Raw genomic sequence first — 18,657 nt, 5'->3', positions numbered from 1 at the left:
TAAATATTTTTCAAAATGTCGAAAAAACATTTAAAAAACGACAGACATTTTTGTGAATGTTGTATTTACTTTTTCAATTCATCTAACTTTATATCTAAAGCAAAAGATTTATGAGCTTTCTCAACTACTGTATTTGCTTTTAGGGTGAATGAATCTGATTGTTTAATATTGAGAGACGAAGTGCCTATCAATACTTTATAAATTCCTGCCTCAGCGATCCATGAAGAAGTTTTTTCATCATATGAAGCTAAATCCCTTTCATCTATAAATAATTTTACCTTTTGCGTTTCGCCCGGCTGCAACAGTTTGGTCTTAGCAAATGCTTTGAGTTCTTCTGCCGGTTTGTCTAATTCTTTTGATGGAGCTGATAAATAAAGCTGTAAAACTTCTTTGCCAGCCAATTTACCTGTATTTTTAACATCCACTGTCACAGTGATCTTACCGGCGAAAGCCTTATTACTTAACTGCATATTTGAAACAGAGAAGTCTGTGTATGAAAGACCATATCCAAACTCATATGACGGTTTTACCTTGAATGTATTAAAGTATCTATAACCTACATAAATACCTTCTTCATAACTAACTTGTTGCTGAGTTGTATCTTTTCCATCAAAACTTACCTTTGTGTTGATTACCCAGTTTTTAGCAGAAGCATGATCTGTATAATTTACAGGGAAAGTCATTGGAAGTTTACCAGAAGGATTAACTTTTCCCGATAGGATATCAGCTATTGCATTACCACCTTCCTGGCCTACCTGCCAAGTAAGTAGAATTGCGTCGACCTTATCTTTCCAACTTGCGGTTTCAACTACACCTCCAACATTAAGAATAACAACAACCTTTTTGCCCTTTGCATGAAATGCGTTGGAAACTTGGTCAATTAGTTTAAGCTCACTTATGGTCAGATTGTAATCATTTTCCAGAACACGGTCGAAACCCTCTCCAGAATTTCGTCCTAAAGTAATAATACCAATTTGCGATGTTGAAGCAGCTCTATTATAATAATCTTGATCTTCATCCATTTCAGGAATGGCAAAGCATTGTGTTGGCATACCACCTCCTTCTTTAGTTTTAAGATCACTCTCCTGCTTTAGTTTCAATAAATATGGTGTGTAGCTATCTACTACTTCTTTGTTAAGCTGAAACCCCGCATTGTTCAGTCCCTCAATAAGCGATACCACATATGCTTTGTTTACATCACCGCTACCGGTACCTCCTGCGTATAAGTTATAGGAAGTAACTCCAAAAACTGCAACGGGAGCAGAAAAAGTAGTATAAGGCAGTGTTTGGCTGTTGTTTCTAAGTAATGTAATGGCTTCATTTGCAGCATTTCGAGATACTTGGGCATGTGCCTTGAGGTCTGGAGAGTTTGAATATTTATAGTCTGTAAAAACCTGTGATTTGAAAACCAAATTCAATATTCTCTTTACATTCTGATCCACTATTTCGCGAGATAATTTCCCGTTGTTAAAAGCATCCAGCATAGCATTTTTTTGTGAATTCATACCCGGCATTAACAAATCGTTACCTGCCGTTTCTTGCTTTACAACATCACTTGAGAATTTTTTATTAACAATATCTTTGTAGCTTGGATAACCACCAAGCCAATCTGTCATTACAACCCCCTTAAATCCCCACTCTGAACGTAGCACATCTGTCAAAAGATCTTTTCTTGCGGAAGCAAATTCTCCGTTTATTGAGTTATAAGCAGACATGACTGCCCATGGCTGCGACTCTTTTATGGCAATCTCAAAACTTTTGAGATAGATTTCGCGCAAAGCTCTTTCGCTTATGTGCTCGTTTACTCCAAAACGATTTGTTTCTTGATTGTTTGCCGCAAAATGCTTGACTGTTGAACCAACTCCGTTTGATTGAACCCCGTTGACATAAGCAGCTGCAATTTTACCAGACACAAGCGGATCTTCTGAATAATATTCAAAGTTACGGCCACACAAGGGGTTGCGCTGGATATTCAATCCCGGGGCTAATAGTACATCTGCTCCATACTCTTTTACTTCGTTACCAATAGATTTACCAACATTTTTTACCAATTCTTCATTCCATGTGGAAGCCAATGCGGTGCCTACTGGAAATGCTGTACAATAAAAAGTCTTATCAGTATCAAAACGCTTCGGCGAGATTCGCAGTCCGGCAGGACCATCGCACAATACAACAGACGGGATACCCAATCTGGGTATCGGATAAGTTAGACCAGCAGAACCAGGCACCTTGCTTTTATCAACAAAACCAACAATCGGTATGACACCATTATAACCTGACATCCCCATACCAAGCAGCATATTGCACTTTTCTTCGCTTGTCATTAGGGAAACAATATTATTCAGCCGAACATCGATTGAAAGACGAGTATCTTCATATTTATCAAGTTTTCCGTTTTTATTTAAGTCAACAAATTTCTTTCCTGCAACAGTAATGTATAATGGTGTGTTTGAATGCTGTGCATTGAGATTAAATTGAACTATTGAAAATACTAAGCTTAATATTATTATATTTTTTTTCATTTCAAAAAAGTATAAAATTCATTTAAAGTTCTAATTCATTAATAAGAAAATACCAATCAGCAATTTAAATCACATAAATATCATTTATTGACTGACTTAGATTTCTTTTTAATTATATTATCGGATTGTAAATATTATTTCTATAGAGATAGAAACAAAAACGATTAATAAAGGGCAATGATCAAATCGCCCTTTATATTTTATTACTTTTTGTCAGTTTCTTCGACTCGGGTAGCTTTATAATCAAACATATCCATCATAGTTCCTTCGAGATGTTTTTCATCTTTTGACTCAAGAAAAAGATAGCAATCATACCCTTGTGCGCTAAAATAACAAGTCATAGAATTTTCTTTTTCTTCAATCTTTGTGAAAATCAATTTATTCTCACCTTTTTCTCCTGTAAAATAACCCCCAAGCTTTTCACCATCTCTGGTAATGTACATAAAATTCTTATCATCTTTAGATGTATCCTGAAGAATCCATTTACCAACAAATTTAGATTCCGATGCTTGAGCATTAGCTCTGAATGAAAATACCAAGCTGCATACTGTAGCAGCAATAAAAACACTTAACTTTTTCATAATTTTTAATTTTTAATTTTTAATGATTGCTTTTTAACTCCAAGCTAACCGTCAAAACTCTTCATTATGAGTAAAGAATTTTGATACGTTAATAATATTGATTAATTTATTCCTTATTATATTTTAAAATTAACTGTAAACTCAATAGTACGTGGTCGCATACCTCCGGCAACAACCGTCCTTCCGATATAAGAAGTTGCATCTTCAATCTGATCAGCTCCTTGCAACGAACCATTTATCCCTTTCTGATCCAAAAAGTTGACTACTTGTAATTTAAAATCAACGTTGCGGCTTAAACGATAATCAACTCCTGCAAAATTTTCCCACCAAGGAGCATACTCAAATGAATTTGTAAGATTGCCATACTGTTTTCCAAAATAACGTAAGCTAGCCCAAAGTCTAAAACTTCCCAATTTATAACTTGGGTCAATTTCCATCAGCACTTTTGATATGGCAGGAACGCTCTTACTATTGTAATCAAAAGTTTTTCCTGGCAGATTTACTACATAATTTTGATATTCTGGATTTTGAATTGTCAGCAAAAAATGGAGATTAAAATTTTTAAATGGCTGAGCATTAAAATCCGTAGTTAGACCCAGAGTGCTAATATTATAATTGACTGGGACAACCTGTTTTTGATTTTCCGAATTAATTACATCTAAATTAGCAGTATTATTATCTTTTTTGATTGAACAAATTTTTGAAGTAATACTAAATTTATCGCTGGGATTCCAAAAAACCCCCGCACCATAATTATAAATATGAATCTGGTTTTGAATAATTTTAGTTGTCTGTGCTCCTTCTATTGGTACTCCTAATTCATCTTTTTGATTATCCGGATAATCATAAAATCGATTATAGAAATCGATATAGGTTACATCTCCCATAAATCCGAATTTAGAGGTTAGATTGGCTACAAAACTGGCAAGAGCTACATGATTAAATTTATTCTTAAAGTCGTTGGTCATTAGAGGCCTACCTAGCACAAAATCATTAATATATTGATCATGCGTTTCTCTATCATCTTGTTTTTCAATACGGGCACCAATTCCCATAGACAGCCAATTTGTTAATTTAGCATCATCGGAGAAATAAAGTGCTGACTTATTTGTTCTAATTTCTAAATAGTCACCGCCTTTTACTGGTAATAGTCCATTTTTATCTGTAATTTGTGTATTCATTCCATAGGATGCTAACATAGGCATATACATATCCAGAAGCTTTGGATTGGGTTCGACAGTTTGATAATAAATACCACTAACTGTTTTTTGCCCCATATTTTCATAGAATAAATTTGTGAATACAAATCTCATAGAATGTTTACCAAATTTTTTAGTAAGCTCAATTTTAGTGAATTCGTGATTCAGCTTCGTGGGTAATAAAGTAAAATTGTTTACTAACTGAGCAGAACCTTCATAAACAGCACTTTGACCATGTAAGCGAAACTGATTGCCCCCAGGATTAGTTGTTTCATTATATTGTTGATCTGGATCAAGAACTAATAAACTAATCGGATATTGCATTGTGAAAGCTGCTTTAGAATGCATGTACATTGTAGAATAGTTCAACTTATAACCATTCCCAAAATTGTGATTACCCATTAAATAAATTGCTTGGGAATGAGTTCCATTAGCTTTTGAATCGCCTAAATTTGATACTGTTGATTCACCGGTTAACGGATCATTGTAAGGTATTTTTCCATCAGCAAGCACGTAGCTGTCCGAGCCTAAGGCAAAACCAGGCCGTTCTACAAACTTACCGTTCCCTTTATAAATAACCGGCTGATTACTACTGTATTGAGCATAGGAGTCAGAATGTTTATAAAGAAGGGTAACCAAGCCATTCTTATATTTCTTTGTAATACCTGTTTTAATTATTTCTGTTCTATCATTCCATGGTGTGTACATTCGATTTGTCCCGCTTCCGCGGTCGTATGTTTCATGGAAATCAAAAATATAGCCCCAGCCTTTTTTATCAATAGGACCGGATACACTACCACTATATATCAAAGATCCAAAGCTATTGGTGTAAACCGAAAAGATTCCTTTGAATTTAGATCCGGGTTCGCGGTCAAAGGTGCTTACACTCATCCCAACCCTACCTGTAGTTAAAGCAGTTTCTGTAAAAGAATTCATACCTATCCTGCCGATACTGCTGTCATATCTCCAGTTTGCAATAGGCGTTTGTGGTGTAGTTGTATAATTAACTGGTAAATCATTTTCAAGCACAACCATGTCCTGAAATGGCAATCCGATATTTACTGATCTCGGACTTGAATTAGAACCAGCATTTAACATTACATTTCTATTTTTTTCTTCTTTTTTGTTCATTACAATTGTATCAACTGCGCTACCTGCCGCTGACTTTTTTTCCTTCTTTGTCTGTGCATAGGTTTGCTCTGGAAAAAGCGCTCCAACAATAATCAAGACACCTAACCCGATAGGGATAAATATTTTTTTCATAAGTAAAATTTATTTGGTTATATAATTAGTTTTTTTTGATTGCGTAAATACAAAACAGTCCATTGCCTTATATTTAGGCAATAAAAGTAATTATTATTTTAACACAAAAATTAATTATCTAAAAAAAAAAGTATAAAAAAATACATATATCGTTTTTTTATCCCAATTTCTTACAAAATGCAAGATTTCAGCTCTATTTCTAAAACATAGATCAAATTAAATCATTAGCACCAGCATAAATTATATCCAGAATTATTAACGCATCAGTCAAAAAGAAATATGTTGCAAATTCATAATTACTTAGAATTTGTTCATACTGTAAAATGAAATTAGTTTTAAGTCTAAAATTACAGTGTTTCAAAGTTTTTGGCAGATTAATGGCGCAATGGAGCTACCCCCAAAAAGTTAAGGGGGATTATCTTAAAATCCGTTTAAAAAGTTTAAAAAATATTCTGCATTATTTTTACTGCTCAACGGCAGAATAGCGCAGTTAACTTTTGACGGGACGAAAAATAATAGAAAAAACAAGCACTGACTTTAAAGTCTGGCCCTTAAAGACCTGCTTAGAGCGTAAAAACTTGTTGCTCGTTGCCGATAAGCTGCGGGTAAACAAAAATAGCCTGCAGGAAAGGAAAATCTCTTTCGGAACAGAAAGCCCACGTTGCACTCAAGAAACTGCCCAGATTTAAACCGATAGAAAACAACCAGGCTGCAGAATGAACTCAAAAAAATCAGAGTGGAACGGGATATTTTAAAAAAGACGCAGAAATACCTTAGCAGAGCAGACCTGCTGTATAACACTTTATAAGAGGGTTGACTGTATCTCGCACTGGCAATAGACCTCTTTGATCGCAAGGTAATCTTATGGCAGCTAAGCGAAACGTTCAAAGCAAAAGAAACAAGCATCATGGCTCTTAGAAATAATACGAAATTGTACTCTGGAGAGTAACTAGAACAGTTCTTCCACTCGGACAGCGCAAGGCAATATGCCTGCTTGTGACTTACTTCTATATTAAAATAAACCGGATAAGTAATCCCAAGGATGAGCGGAAGAGCAAACTGCTTTGACAATGCTATGACAGAAAGTTTCTTTACACCCTAAAAAACCGTATTAGTCTACCATAACACATATGCACCAAAAGAAAAAGCCCAAGATTTCATTTGGCGGTTATATAAAAAATTTCCACAATATAAATAGAAGGCATTCTGCTCCACGGAATTTAACGATTGCGGAATTTCATAATCTTGATAACTTGAGAATACTTTGCAAACGGAACACCACGGGGCGTGATATCGCCATAATACACCTTAGGCAACTTTAATTTTCCCTTTTGGCCATAGGAGTTTAATCCAAGCTGAATAAAAAAGACTACAGATACCCTGTTAAGAATTGGTTTTTTCATATAATTATCCATTATATATATTTTAACCGAGTTTTCGATGCTCCTTCACCTAATCATTTTACACTTGTTCTTAAATCAATGCTCTCAGAACTAATTTTAAACTTTCTTTAATCTTATCGATGGGGTTAAACTTATTTTTTATTGCTCAATACATTAAATTTCAATTGGATTTTCAAAATTAATTACGGTAATTTTTCATTTTTCAAAATCACATCACAACAGTCTAATTTATACTATTTCACAATTACTGTTCTTTTTCCTTTTATGATTCCTGATTCATTAAAAGCATCAATACTAACATAATAAGGGAGATCTTTATTTAGGCCCGTTAGTTCTACCGAATTACAATTATAAACCATGTAAGATGTGTAACGTTTATTAACCTCTACTCCATAGTTAACAACATAACCTGTTGCAGAGTTGTCTTTTGCCCATTTTACCGTAGCCCGGCGAGAATCTGTATTTCGATTAACATCAAAATCTTTAACCTCTTGTGGTACTTTACCTTTTCTGATTCCGAAAATCCGAAGATCATATATAGAAAATTTTCCATCGGGAATCCTTATGTTTTCAATTTTTATATATTTTGCTCTCAAGGGAGCATCCAGCTCTATATACTCATGGCAGGCATCTCTTGTATTATTGCTTTTATCAACGACAACACGCCAGGATTTTTGGTCATCCGAGGCCAAAATCCGGTAACAATAAGCAAGATCTACAGTGCTGTCAGATCTAAGGTTAGAATCGTTATCTGCAAAATTTACCTGAATAGCATTTATAGTTACGTTATTATCCAGTTCTACGCTCAACCACTCGCCTTTGTTGCCACTGTCGGCAGACCACCATGTTCGAATATCCTCATCAAAGGCATTTTCAACAGGAAATTCTCTTACAAAAGAAGATGCTTTCGCTTTTTTATCGTATGATAATAACATCCAACCCTTGAATAAGCTCTCTTTTTCAAAATTTATTTTCTTATCGGGCACAGTGGTAGGATAGTCGCCAAAAGCGGTATAGGTTCGCAGCACTCCATCTTTATCAAAACTTGCAGGAAATAGCCCTAAGCGCCTTTCAACTCTGGAACGATTAGTAATCACAAGAGTTGATACATGCCAGTAATTCCCCTGCTTATCCTCAAAAGTGGAGCTGTGACCTGTACCACCAACAAAGCCACCAGGTTTATAAGAAAAAGGACTATAGGTTTCATATTTAAAAGGGCCAGTTGGCGAATCAGAAATATACACACCATCGGCATACGTTTTTTCTTCGGTAGCAGGAGATGCGTACTGCAGGTAATATTTATTATTGTATTTTGTCATCCAGGCTCCCTCATTAAATCCATTTTTCTCTTTCTTGTTTGCGTCCAGAAAAGTTTCCCAGCCATGCTCAGCACCATTATGCCCAATCATAGCAACAGGTTCCCCGAGGGGCTGCATATTGTCATCGAGTTCAACTACAGTAATCGGCTCAATATCCGAAGAACCGGAATATAAGAAAACCTTACCGTTATCATCTTTGAAAAAATGAGGATCCGAATAAGTGAGAGGAAAAATCTTACTCATTGGTTTCCAGTTGTCTTCAAAAAGATTGGTAGAATAATAGATGTATCCTTTCTTGTGGGTCGATGCCGTGTAATAAACGGTATCTCCCTTAACAAGGACATCAGGAGCATAATTCTCTATAGGCAAACTTTTGATGGGAATGTATTTCCAGTCAAGCATGCTATCGGAATACCAATACCCCCCCGAATGGGAAGCAAACAAAAAGTATTTACCTCTATAACGTGTTATTACCGGATCTGCAGCTTCCCTAAATGCTTTTATTCCCCTGGGTTGAAACCTGTAATTAAGATCCATTGGGTTACAAAATGTTTTTTGTTTTTTTAATGCCGCTGGAGTTTCTTGTCCATAAGCAATTGTCCACCCAAATACGGCAAACACGTGAAGTACTAAAAATATTTTTCTTGTCATTTTGTTACAATTATTATTGTTTATAGTGTAGTTTTATAATTAACTGGTAAATCATTTTGAAACACAATCATGTCCTGAAAGGGCAATCAAATATTTACTGCTATCGGACTTAGATTAGAGCCGGCATTTAACATTACGTTTTTACTTTTTTATTCTTTTTTGTTCATTATAATTGTATCAACCGCACTACCTGTAACTGACTTTATTTTCTTCTTTGTCTGTACATAGGATTGCTCTGGAAAAAGCATTACAACATAAGTCAACATCACTAACCCAATAGGACTAAATATTTTTTTCATAAGTTAAATTTATTTGTCTTTTATAATTAGTTTTCTCTGATTATTAAATACAAGAGATTAAATTGCCTTTAATTTAGGCAATAAAAATAACCATTATTTTGACACCAAGATTAATTACATAAAAAAAGTTCAAAAAAAATATTTATATCGCTTTTAATCCCTTAAATTTTTATTAATACAAAATTTCTGCTCTGTTTACAAAACACAGATCAAATTAAGTCATTAGCTCCAGCATAAATATGTCTAGAATTACCACAGCAGTAAAACACATAATATATTTTTAAAGGTTCCTGCTAAGATGCAAGGTTTTAATGACGATTTCTGGCAAAGACCTTTAATCTGCAGAAACGAGAATAAAACTGTTTTAGTAGATGTGATTATCACTGGTCTTAATAGTGGAAAAGGCGGGAAATTTTGTTACTTCAGCCCCCTTTATTTAATTTACCAACAGCCCGAATACAGCGATTAGATGTCTGCGTTATTTTTTACATTATGCTAGTCTACCCCTGAGTTAATAATATTAAGAACATTTAAAAAAATGGAAAGCTTAAAAAATCTTAAACATCAACTCAGCTCTTGTTGGTAAAGGAATTAAAGAATATGGAAACAAATGGAATTGTTATTAGAGAAGTTTTTGCAACTGTACCACCTACTGTAGAATATCCCTTAACTACAAAAGGCAAAAAATTAGAACCAATTATTAATGAATTGTATAAATGTGGAGTTGAGTATGTTGGCTAATTTTTCCATTCGTTTATATTTTTGAAATGTCGGGACGCAGGCGTAAAAACTATTTTAAAGCGTATAGAAAAAGAAAAAAGATATGTTGTATTTTTCTTTAGATAACTTATCGCTTTATATTAAATGCTTCTTAATGATCTAATGGAGTGATAAAAGGCTTACTGCCGGCTTTTATCACTCTATTTATTTCGATTATGATTATATTTCAATACTTCTGATTCGATTTCCTGTATTGTTTTCTTTTTCCCTTTAGAAATCCATTCTAAAAGTTCTTCTTCAAAAAAATACAGCTTTTTACCGTATTTATAGCACGGAATTTTTCTCTGCCTTACAAGAGCATAAATTGTAGGCTTTGCTTTACCTATCAGCTGGCTTGCTTCTTCAATGCCAATAGGAATACTTTTGTCTTTAGATTCATATACCTGTACATTCTGAATCATAAGTTTGATCTCGGCAATTTCTTTCACTAACTGCGCTACTGCTTTGGGCAGGTTCTCAAAAGAGATTTCATTTACATCCATAGCAATCGTTTTTAATAGTTATGGTGCAAATGAAAAAAGTGTTTTTGCTGTGTCCTTCGTCACAGCAGAAACACTTGAAAAACACAGTGTTTTACAACTATCAGCATTTAAAAATCTGTAAAATCTTCCATAATCTTTATAAGCCCTTTCTGTTCGTCATCTTTGAGATGCGTTTTGATGCTGTTCTCTTCAACATCTTTTAAAGCGCCAGCAAAAGTCAGTTTTAAAAAATGTGCGGCTCTGTCCTGCCTGCTGACTTTAAAACAATTCCAGATATTCCAACCAAAATGATAAAGATCGAGATTGGACAGATCTTTTACTTTGACCGGTTTAATCTTTTCGAAATTTATGTCTTCAGCATATATGATTATATTCTTACCCAATTGTTTCAGATCATCATCCGACGCATACAGCGCGAATTCCTGCTGTGCATAACGGATGGCAAGATCAATTCTTGCCTGTTTTTGATATTTGGCTGCATTTTGCCGCTCTTCCCTTATCCATTCAATATCAATGACTGCATTTTTATTTTCAGACAAACAGGGTTTAGTTAAAGCATCCTGTCGCTCCTCCTCTATTTTTACATGTTCTTCATTTGGAATGCGGCTTCGAGGCAATTCATTTTTTTTACCCTTCAAAAAACGGTTCAGTAATTTCTCAGCTAAATCGTTAAGAAATAAACTTAAAATAGCAAAAAGCAAAATTCCAAATCCAGTGCTTATCCAAAAAAATACACCGGCCGTATAATCATCAGCACCTATTTCCAGCAATACAAATCTTGTGATTGCACCAATAAAAATGCAGACTAAAAAAACAGACAGGTAAATAACAATATATTCAAGGTATTTTGTTTTCATTACGACTTGTTTTTTAAATATTCCAATTGTATTGCCTGCGAAGCCTTGTTTTTCTTCTCATCTATTACTTTTGCATAGATTTGAGTAGTTTTTACGTTGGTATGTCCCAGCATTTTACTTACCGTATAAATGTCTGTTCCGCTCGACAGCTGCAGTGTTGCAAATGTATGGCGAAAGCAGTGGAAGGTAATATTTTTTTTAATGCCTGCAGATTCGACCCATTTTTTCAAAGGTCTTGAAATCCAAGAAGGGTCTGTCAAATCCTCAAAAACAAGCTGCTCGGGAAGTCGCGGTTCTCCGCAGAGCTGCAAAGCCTGCTCAGAAATAGGCATATATTCAACACCTTTTGTCTTTTTTTGAGTGAAATGCAGTTTAGCCATTCCGTTTTCAAGACTAATCTCTTTCCATCGGAGCTTTTGGATGTCCGAATGCCTCAGACCTGTAAGCGCTGAGAAAAGCGCAGCCCTTTTAAGGACATCTTTTTCACATGGTCTGGATGCCATCGTGTTCAATTCTTCAATGGTAAGATATTCGCGTCTTGATTCCTGCTCCGGAATCCCTTTTACTTTTGAAGATAAATCAACAGTTAAATATCCGTCGATAAAAGCCTGTTTCAAGGCAGCTTTAAAAACGGAAAAATAGGTAGCTGCGGTGTTGCTCGAAATAATCCCTTTTTTGCCTCCTCCGCACGGAGCTGCCAATAAAAATAGTTTAAAATCTTCCGCCATTCTGCTATCGATCTGAGAAAAAATCAAGCTGCCTGCCGAATAGCTTTTTAAAAATTCTTTGGTTCGCTCCCAATGGATCTGAACAGATTTTGAGCTTCGGGCGTGTCTTTTAGCCGCAGTAGCAGCAATGTATTTAATAAAATCTTCTTTTCCTCTCTCTTTCTGTTCGGCTAAAAGAGTCTCAGAATCACTGAACAGATCTGTATTATCGTATTCTTTCTGCCGTATTTTACGCACTCCATCAGCATACAGCATCACTTCACGGTCGCTCTCGCTTCTGCATATTATTATTCCATTATCACTGCGTTTGGGTTTATAGGATTTTGCACCTTCTGAATCTGTACGGGCAGTTCTCTTTTTGTCCCACTCCACAGATGTTACGGACCTGTTTAAATATTCACGGATTCTCTGGGGAGTTTTCTTTCCGGAAACCTTAACGGGATAGCTTTCAATGTAAACATACCATTCTTTTCGGTCTTCTGCTTTTCGAAGACGCACAGTTACCTTGGTTTTTGCTAATTGTTTCATATAAAATCATTTCCGTTATACAAGTTATCAATTTCGCTTTTGGGAGCATATACATGCTTTCCGATCTGTCTGGTTGGGATTGAATATTTCCTGATATGGCTGTATACAGAACCTTCAGAAATTTGAAACCTTGCAGCTATCTCGCCAATGGAATAGCAGTCTTCTTTTTCAAAGCTGTATAATTTTCTCTTCGGTACGCTCTCAGCCTTCGGAAGGCTGCGGGCAGGGCCGAACATCCCTTCCATGATGCTCCGGTCTATCCTTACAAGACGGGTTCCTAAATTGACTGACGGAATTTTTCCCTGGTCGACAAGCCTATAGAGGGTTCTTTTGGCAATGCCAAAAAGCATGCCAGCTTCTGGGACAGAAATAAACGCCCTATCCTCTGGAATTTTATCTATTATCGCTTTGAGCTCCGCTTCCTTTTTTTTCAGCTTGATCTTCTGCTTATATGCTTTTTTACTGCATATAGCCGAGCAGTAAACAGATTCCACAGTTTTGGGCAGAAATTCCCCGTCGCACAAAAGACATTGTTTATTTACTCTTTTCATCGCCCATATCTCCTATTTAAGGTACCATAAGTATACATAAGTGCCACTTCATCTCCTTTTAAGTGCCGGTACAAATGTGATACAAATATATGATAAAAAACGATTAAAAAATAACACAAATAATAAATAACAAAAAAGAAAAAACCGCTGTAAACAATATGTTTACAGCGGTTTAGCACTTAATATTAACTGATATTAATCAGTACTTATTTCACTTCTTCGAATTCAACGTCTTCAACGTTATCTCCAGAAGACTGCTCTTGTTGTGGAGCAGCTTGTTGTCCTTCACCACCTTGAGCGTACATTGCTTCTGTAGCTGTTTTCCAAGCTGCATTTACATTGTCTAATCCTTTTTGGATTGCATCAAGATCTTGAGATTGGTGAGCCATTCTCAATTCAGTTAAAGCGTATTCGATAGCTGTTTTTTGATCGTCTGTCAATTTATCTCCTAACTCTTTCAATTGAGATTCAGTTTGGAAAATAGTACTGTCAGCTTCGTTCAATTTCTCAGCTCTTTCTTTTGCAATTCTGTCAGCATCAGCGTTAGCTTCAGCATCTTTTTTCATTTTTTCTATTTCTTCAGCTGTTAATCCAGAAGAAGCTTCGATACGGATATCGTGAGATTTTCCAGTTCCTTTGTCAGTTGCAGAAACTTTGATGATACCATTAGCATCGATATCGAAAGTTACTTCGATTTGAGGAACTCCTCTTGGTGCTGGTGGAATACCGTCTAAGTGGAAACGACCGATAGTTTTGTTATCAGCAGCCATAGCTCTTTCTCCTTGTAATACGTGGATTTCAACAGATGGTTGAGAATCAGCAGCAGTAGAGAATACTTGAGATTTTTTAGTTGGGATAGTTGTGTTAGACTCGATTAATTTAGTCAATACACCACCCATAGTTTCGATACCTAAAGAAAGAGGTGTTACGTCAAGTAACAATACATCTTTTACATCTCCAGATAAAACTCCACCTTGAATAGCAGCTCCAATAGCAACAACCTCATCAGGGTTAACACCTTTAGATGCTTTTTTACCGAAGAATTTCTCCACTTCGTCAGCGATTCTTGGCATACGAGTAGAACCTCCTACAAGGATTACTTCGTCGATATCAGATGTAGATAAACCTGCATCTTTTAATGCTTTAGCAACTGGTTCCATAGAACGTTTTACTAAAGTATCAGATAATTGCTCAAATTTAGCTCTAGATAATTTTTTCACTAAGTGTTTTGGTCCAGAAGCAGTAGCAGTTACGTAAGGTAAGTTGATTTCTGTTTCAGCAGAAGATGATAATTCAATCTTAGCTTTCTCAGCAGCTTCTTTCAAACGCTGTAATGACATTGGATCTAAACGTAAGTCAATACCTTCTTCAGATTTGAATTCGTCAGCTAACCAGTCAATAATAACTTGGTCAAAGTCATCACCACCTAAGTGAGTATCACCATTTGTAGACAATACTTCAAATACACCGTCTCCTAATTCAAGAACAGAGATATCAAAAGTACCTCCACCTAAATCGTAAACAGCAATTTTTTGATCAGTTCCTTTTTTATCTAATCCGTAAGCAAGTGCAGCAGCAGTTGGCTCGTTGATGATACGCATAACTTTAAGACCAGCGATTTCACCAGCTTCTTTTGTAGCTTGACGTTGCGCATCGTTAAAGTAAGCAGGAACAGTAATAACCGCTTCAGTTACAGTTTGACCTAAATAGTCTTCAGCAGTTTTTTTCATTTTTTGAAGTGTCATTGCAGACAATTCTTGAGCAGTGTATAAACGACCGTCAATATCCACACGTGGTGTATTGTTGTCACCTTTTACAACACTGTAAGGAACTCTTTTTGCCTCATCTTGAGTTTCAGCAAAAGTGTGTCCCATAAAACGTTTAATAGAAGCAATCGTTTTTGTAGGATTCGTTACTGCTTGTCTTTTTGCAGGATCACCTACTTTAATTTCTCCACCTTCAACAAAAGCGATGATAGATGGTGTAGTTCTTTTTCCTTCTGCGTTAGGGATAACAACTGCTTCGTTACCTTCCATTACAGAAACACAAGAGTTCGTCGTACCTAAGTCAATTCCGATTATTTTACCCATTTTTTATATATTTAATTTTTGATTTAATTTTATTAACTCAGGTGGCATAAGTCAATCTTTGTGCCAATATAAAAAACTAAATAAAATTGTCAGTTTTACTGTCCGGGTCTAAATTTCATCTGCCAACATGACATTTCCAAAACATGACAAGTGTGGCATATCGCTGTTTTACATGTCATTATTTACTAATTAACCCAATAATCCTTCTTAATTTCTCTCAAAAAAATTACATTTGAAATACTTTAAAATTCTTAAAACTGAAAAAATGAAATGGTTCCATTTAGTTTTATTCGTTCTGTTTCCCGGATTGGTTCTATGCCAGACAAAAAACAATATTCAAATCTTAGGAAGTATAAACGGAAAAATTCCTGAAATATTAGAATATACTTTACCTATTAATGGAATTGATTATTTCGGTTTTACAGATTCCGTTCAGCCGGATTCTTCAGGCAATTTTCAAATCAATCTCAAACTGAATCAAACCTGTTTTATTGATTTATCTTACAAATACAAATCATACGGAACTTTGATTATTGAACCAGGGATGACCTATAAAGTTCAAATTAACACTGAAGATGCTAAAAATCCATTTCTAGTCGAATCCAAAAATGCAAAAGGTCAGCTTTTATACAATGAAATTCCCAACAGAAGCATGATCGTTGGGGGACATTTTGAACTCGAATCCAGAAATTACAGCAAAGACAGTGTTCCTGCTATAATCAAACAAAAACTGGAAGAAAGCAGAATAAATGAATTACAAGGATTTAAAAATCTTTTAAAAGAAAAAGTTATTTCTAAAGATTTCTACCGTCTTGTTGAAACAGACAGAGATTATTTCTATAAAGGAGCGCAGGGAAGTTTCGCTTTTATCAATTATTTGAATGAAGCCCAAAATAAGAATACTTTAAATAAAGCTGAATATACAGAACTCTGGGCGGCGATTTTCAAATCTAATCCAGTAACCAATCCTGAACTCTTAAAATCTCCGTGGTTTTATTTTTATGCCGAAAATTATTTACGGTATAATGAATTAATTCTGGACAAGATAGATACTGCTGTCCTTACTGATTTCAATAAAAAAGGACTTATTCACACACATAATATTGATAATGCAAAAAAACATTTATCCGGCTTGCAGTTAGAATATTATTTCGCAGCCTATATTTATTACGAAGCAATCAATAATAACTATGAACAGGAACTGATAAAACTTTTTGAAGAATTTAAAAAAGAATATCCTTCCAGTTCTTATACTCATTTTCTTGAACCTGCAATTATTCCTATTCTTTCTTTTCACAAGAAAAAAGAGGAACCTTTAAATGAGAAAGTAAAATTTATAGAAAATACTGTCGAAATAAACTCCGTAAAAGATCTGGTAAAGAATCTAAACGGAAAACCATTTTATATCGACGTTTGGGCAACCTGGTGTGGTCCCTGTAAAGAAGAATTTAAAGACAACTCAAAGCTATATGAATTGCTGAAATCCAAAAACATCACCATGGTTTACATTTCGATAGACAAAGAGGGCAAGGATAAACAATGGCGTGATATGGCACATTTTTACAATTTAGAAGGATATCACATAAGAGCCAGTAAAAAATTAGACGACGATTTACGAAATATATTCGGCAGTCAGTCACTTGCAATTCCGTGGCATTTTCTTGTAAATGAAAACGGAACTATTTTAAACAAAAAACTAAGTGGTGGATCGGAAATTCAAAATTTAGAAAAACAATTATCCACTAACTAGTGATTTATCATTTGAAGAATAACGTAGGAAAATATTTTATATTTGAGAGATATTAAAACTTAAATTAATGAAAAACAGAATTTCTATACTTTTCTTTTTACTTGTTTTTACAATATTGTCTTGTAAAAAAGACACCAAAACCTCTTCAAACAATGTTGCCGTTACCGACAGCCTTCCAACCAAAAAAGAATTTGAAGAAAATGGCGAAGAGTACGAAGAAAATGATCCTGAAGAAGCAGATGTTACCTATCCGGAAACAGGAAAAAAAGCTACTGATTTCCTGCCAAAACTTGGCATTTATGAAATTCAATACGAAGCTGAGGGAGATTTAAATAATGACGGTTTAAAAGACATTGCCGTTGTTTTAAAGCACAAAGATGTAAAAACTGCTAAAAGACCAATGCTGATTCTTTTGCAAAACACGGACAAGTTGTATCATCTAGACAAAGTATCTGATGTAGTCATGCCTGCAGAATACAATGAATACGATTTTAAGCTATATGATACGGAAGACATTATAATTGAAAATGGCGAATTACATATTAGCCTCTATAGCATTGGTCCTAGTGGCACATTTGACAGTGCATTTAAATATGTCAAAAATGAGCTTGTACTTTACTCTATGGAAGCTTATTTTAGAGGTGCTGGAGGTCGTTCTGGACTTTTTTATGATTTTGAAAAAGGAGAAATAACCGAGACAGAAACCAATACAATGAAAGAAGATGAACCAACAACATCTCAAACCAACAAAGCAAAATTAAAAGTTTATTTATTTGAAAATACTTCGATTACTGACTTTTACAATTAATAAATCACAGCAGTTTATCAATTATGAAACATACAACATTAAAAATAATAATTCTTTTAATTTTCAGCATAAATAACATTTATGCCGGATGGTTCAAATCTTATAATTACAAAGGTGTTATTGATAAATATCCTATAACTTTTTCTATTCAGATTACAGAAGGTTTTTTTGGCGAAAAAGAAAAAAAAGAATTCAATATTAACGGAGTATATAAGTATGACAAACATAATAATCCGATAGCACTTGAAGGAAAAATAAACTTAAAAACGAATCAAGCTTTTATTTATGAAGTACAAAACAATAAAAATACTGCTGTTTTTGAGTTTAACTTTTCAGAAAAAGAGTGCAAAGGAACTTGGACAAATTTAAGCACCAAAAAAGTATTGTCTTTACAATTAAACTTCATTTCTAAACTAATTGATACTTCAGAAAAATATGCTTTTAAAAATATTGAAATATTACAATTGCATTCCTTAAACGATTATTATTTTGTTGGACTTTATTCTAAACAAAAATCGCAGGATAGTGCCCAAATGGACCAACTTAAAATTATAAAAAAAAGTGACAATTCTGTTTTCCAAATTTTGGATTTTTCGAATATTGAAACTCAGACAGGGAATGTTGCCACAATTATTTACCAAAATGTCATAACAGAAAAACCAAAATCTAATAACTTTATAGTGTGGAATGATATTGGAAGAATGGGCGGTACCCTAACCGTTACTTATAGTAATTCAAAAAGAAAATTCATATTAGATCCTAATCCAACTATAGATGGGCCTCCATAATAAACTTAGAAATACAAATGATAAGTCTATAAATTGATTTTGTCGTTATTCTAATTTC

Annotated in this window: 14 protein-coding genes; 4 read left to right on the top strand and 10 right to left on the bottom strand. The window is 34.6% G+C overall.

The window, feature by feature from the left end; genetic code table 11:
* Positions 1 to 65 precede the first annotated feature (65 nt).
* The 5 genes from ACFS3A_RS03690 to ACFS3A_RS03670 form a co-directional block, all read right to left on the bottom strand.
* A complete protein-coding gene (locus ACFS3A_RS03690) occupies positions 66 to 2,522 on the bottom strand; it encodes a glycoside hydrolase family 3 N-terminal domain-containing protein (RefSeq protein WP_379823980.1) in 2,457 nt (818 codons plus the stop codon).
* A gap of 203 nt (positions 2,523 to 2,725) precedes the next feature.
* Positions 2,726 to 3,103 (bottom strand): hypothetical protein, encoded by a 378-nt coding sequence (locus ACFS3A_RS03685; protein WP_379823978.1) that lies wholly within the window; start codon positions 3,101 to 3,103, stop codon positions 2,726 to 2,728.
* A 116-nt stretch (positions 3,104 to 3,219) separates the two neighbouring features.
* Positions 3,220 to 5,565, bottom strand: a complete 2,346-nt coding sequence (locus ACFS3A_RS03680) for a hypothetical protein (protein ID WP_379823977.1) — start codon at positions 5,563 to 5,565, stop codon at positions 3,220 to 3,222.
* A 1,636-nt stretch (positions 5,566 to 7,201) separates the two neighbouring features.
* The gene (locus ACFS3A_RS03675) at positions 7,202 to 8,938 is read right to left on the bottom strand and encodes a family 43 glycosylhydrolase (RefSeq protein ID WP_379823976.1); all 1,737 of its coding nucleotides are present in this window, start codon (positions 8,936 to 8,938) and stop codon (positions 7,202 to 7,204) included.
* Positions 8,939 to 9,087: 149 nt separating this feature from the next.
* On the bottom strand, positions 9,088 to 9,237 hold the full coding sequence (locus ACFS3A_RS03670) for a hypothetical protein (RefSeq protein ID WP_330914418.1): 150 nt from the start codon (positions 9,235 to 9,237) through the stop codon (positions 9,088 to 9,090).
* A gap of 576 nt (positions 9,238 to 9,813) precedes the next feature.
* Between ACFS3A_RS03670 and ACFS3A_RS03665 the strand changes: the two genes are divergently transcribed.
* The gene (locus ACFS3A_RS03665; RefSeq protein ID WP_379823975.1) at positions 9,814 to 9,978 is read left to right on the top strand and encodes a winged helix-turn-helix transcriptional regulator; all 165 of its coding nucleotides are present in this window, start codon (positions 9,814 to 9,816) and stop codon (positions 9,976 to 9,978) included.
* A gap of 179 nt (positions 9,979 to 10,157) precedes the next feature.
* Here ACFS3A_RS03665 and ACFS3A_RS03660 read toward each other — a convergent pair whose 3' ends face one another.
* The 5 genes from ACFS3A_RS03660 to dnaK all read right to left on the bottom strand — a co-directional run bounded on the left by ACFS3A_RS03660 (position 10,158) and on the right by dnaK (position 15,253).
* Entirely contained in the window at positions 10,158 to 10,499 is a 342-nt protein-coding gene (locus tag ACFS3A_RS03660; RefSeq protein ID WP_330913312.1) for a helix-turn-helix domain-containing protein, read from the bottom strand.
* Between the two features lie 107 nt (positions 10,500 to 10,606).
* Positions 10,607 to 11,269: a hypothetical protein gene (locus ACFS3A_RS03655; RefSeq protein ID WP_379823974.1), complete on the bottom strand. Its 663-nt coding sequence runs from the start codon at positions 11,267 to 11,269 to the stop codon at positions 10,607 to 10,609.
* A gap of 86 nt (positions 11,270 to 11,355) precedes the next feature.
* Complete coding sequence (locus tag ACFS3A_RS03650; protein WP_379823972.1) at positions 11,356 to 12,612, bottom strand: tyrosine-type recombinase/integrase; 1,257 nt, start codon at positions 12,610 to 12,612, stop codon at positions 11,356 to 11,358.
* Positions 12,609 to 13,163 carry a helix-turn-helix domain-containing protein gene (locus tag ACFS3A_RS03645; protein WP_330913309.1) on the bottom strand — a complete coding sequence of 185 codons (555 nt, stop codon included), beginning with the start codon at positions 13,161 to 13,163 and terminating at the stop codon, positions 12,609 to 12,611. The genes ACFS3A_RS03650 and ACFS3A_RS03645 overlap by 4 nt, the downstream gene beginning before the upstream one ends.
* Positions 13,164 to 13,369: 206 nt before the next feature.
* The gene (dnaK, locus tag ACFS3A_RS03640) at positions 13,370 to 15,253 is read right to left on the bottom strand and encodes a molecular chaperone DnaK (protein ID WP_115886724.1); all 1,884 of its coding nucleotides are present in this window, start codon (positions 15,251 to 15,253) and stop codon (positions 13,370 to 13,372) included.
* A gap of 265 nt (positions 15,254 to 15,518) precedes the next feature.
* Between dnaK and ACFS3A_RS03635 the strand changes: the two genes are divergently transcribed.
* The 3 genes from ACFS3A_RS03635 (at position 15,519) to ACFS3A_RS03625 (ending at position 18,599) form a co-directional block, all read left to right on the top strand.
* Positions 15,519 to 17,003, top strand: a complete 1,485-nt coding sequence (locus tag ACFS3A_RS03635; protein WP_379823971.1) for a TlpA family protein disulfide reductase — start codon at positions 15,519 to 15,521, stop codon at positions 17,001 to 17,003.
* Positions 17,004 to 17,070: 67 nt separating this feature from the next.
* Positions 17,071 to 17,811, top strand: a complete 741-nt coding sequence (locus ACFS3A_RS03630; protein WP_379823970.1) for a hypothetical protein — start codon at positions 17,071 to 17,073, stop codon at positions 17,809 to 17,811.
* 23 nt (positions 17,812 to 17,834) lie between these two features.
* Entirely contained in the window at positions 17,835 to 18,599 is a 765-nt protein-coding gene (locus ACFS3A_RS03625; protein WP_379823969.1) for a hypothetical protein, read from the top strand.
* Positions 18,600 to 18,657: the final 58 nt, after the last annotated feature.

The organism is Flavobacterium notoginsengisoli, assembly GCF_042686225.1.
Classification (GTDB): domain Bacteria; phylum Bacteroidota; class Bacteroidia; order Flavobacteriales; family Flavobacteriaceae; genus Flavobacterium; species Flavobacterium notoginsengisoli.
Note: the sequence above shows the minus strand (reverse complement) of the source record. Positions and strands in the feature narration are given on the sequence as shown.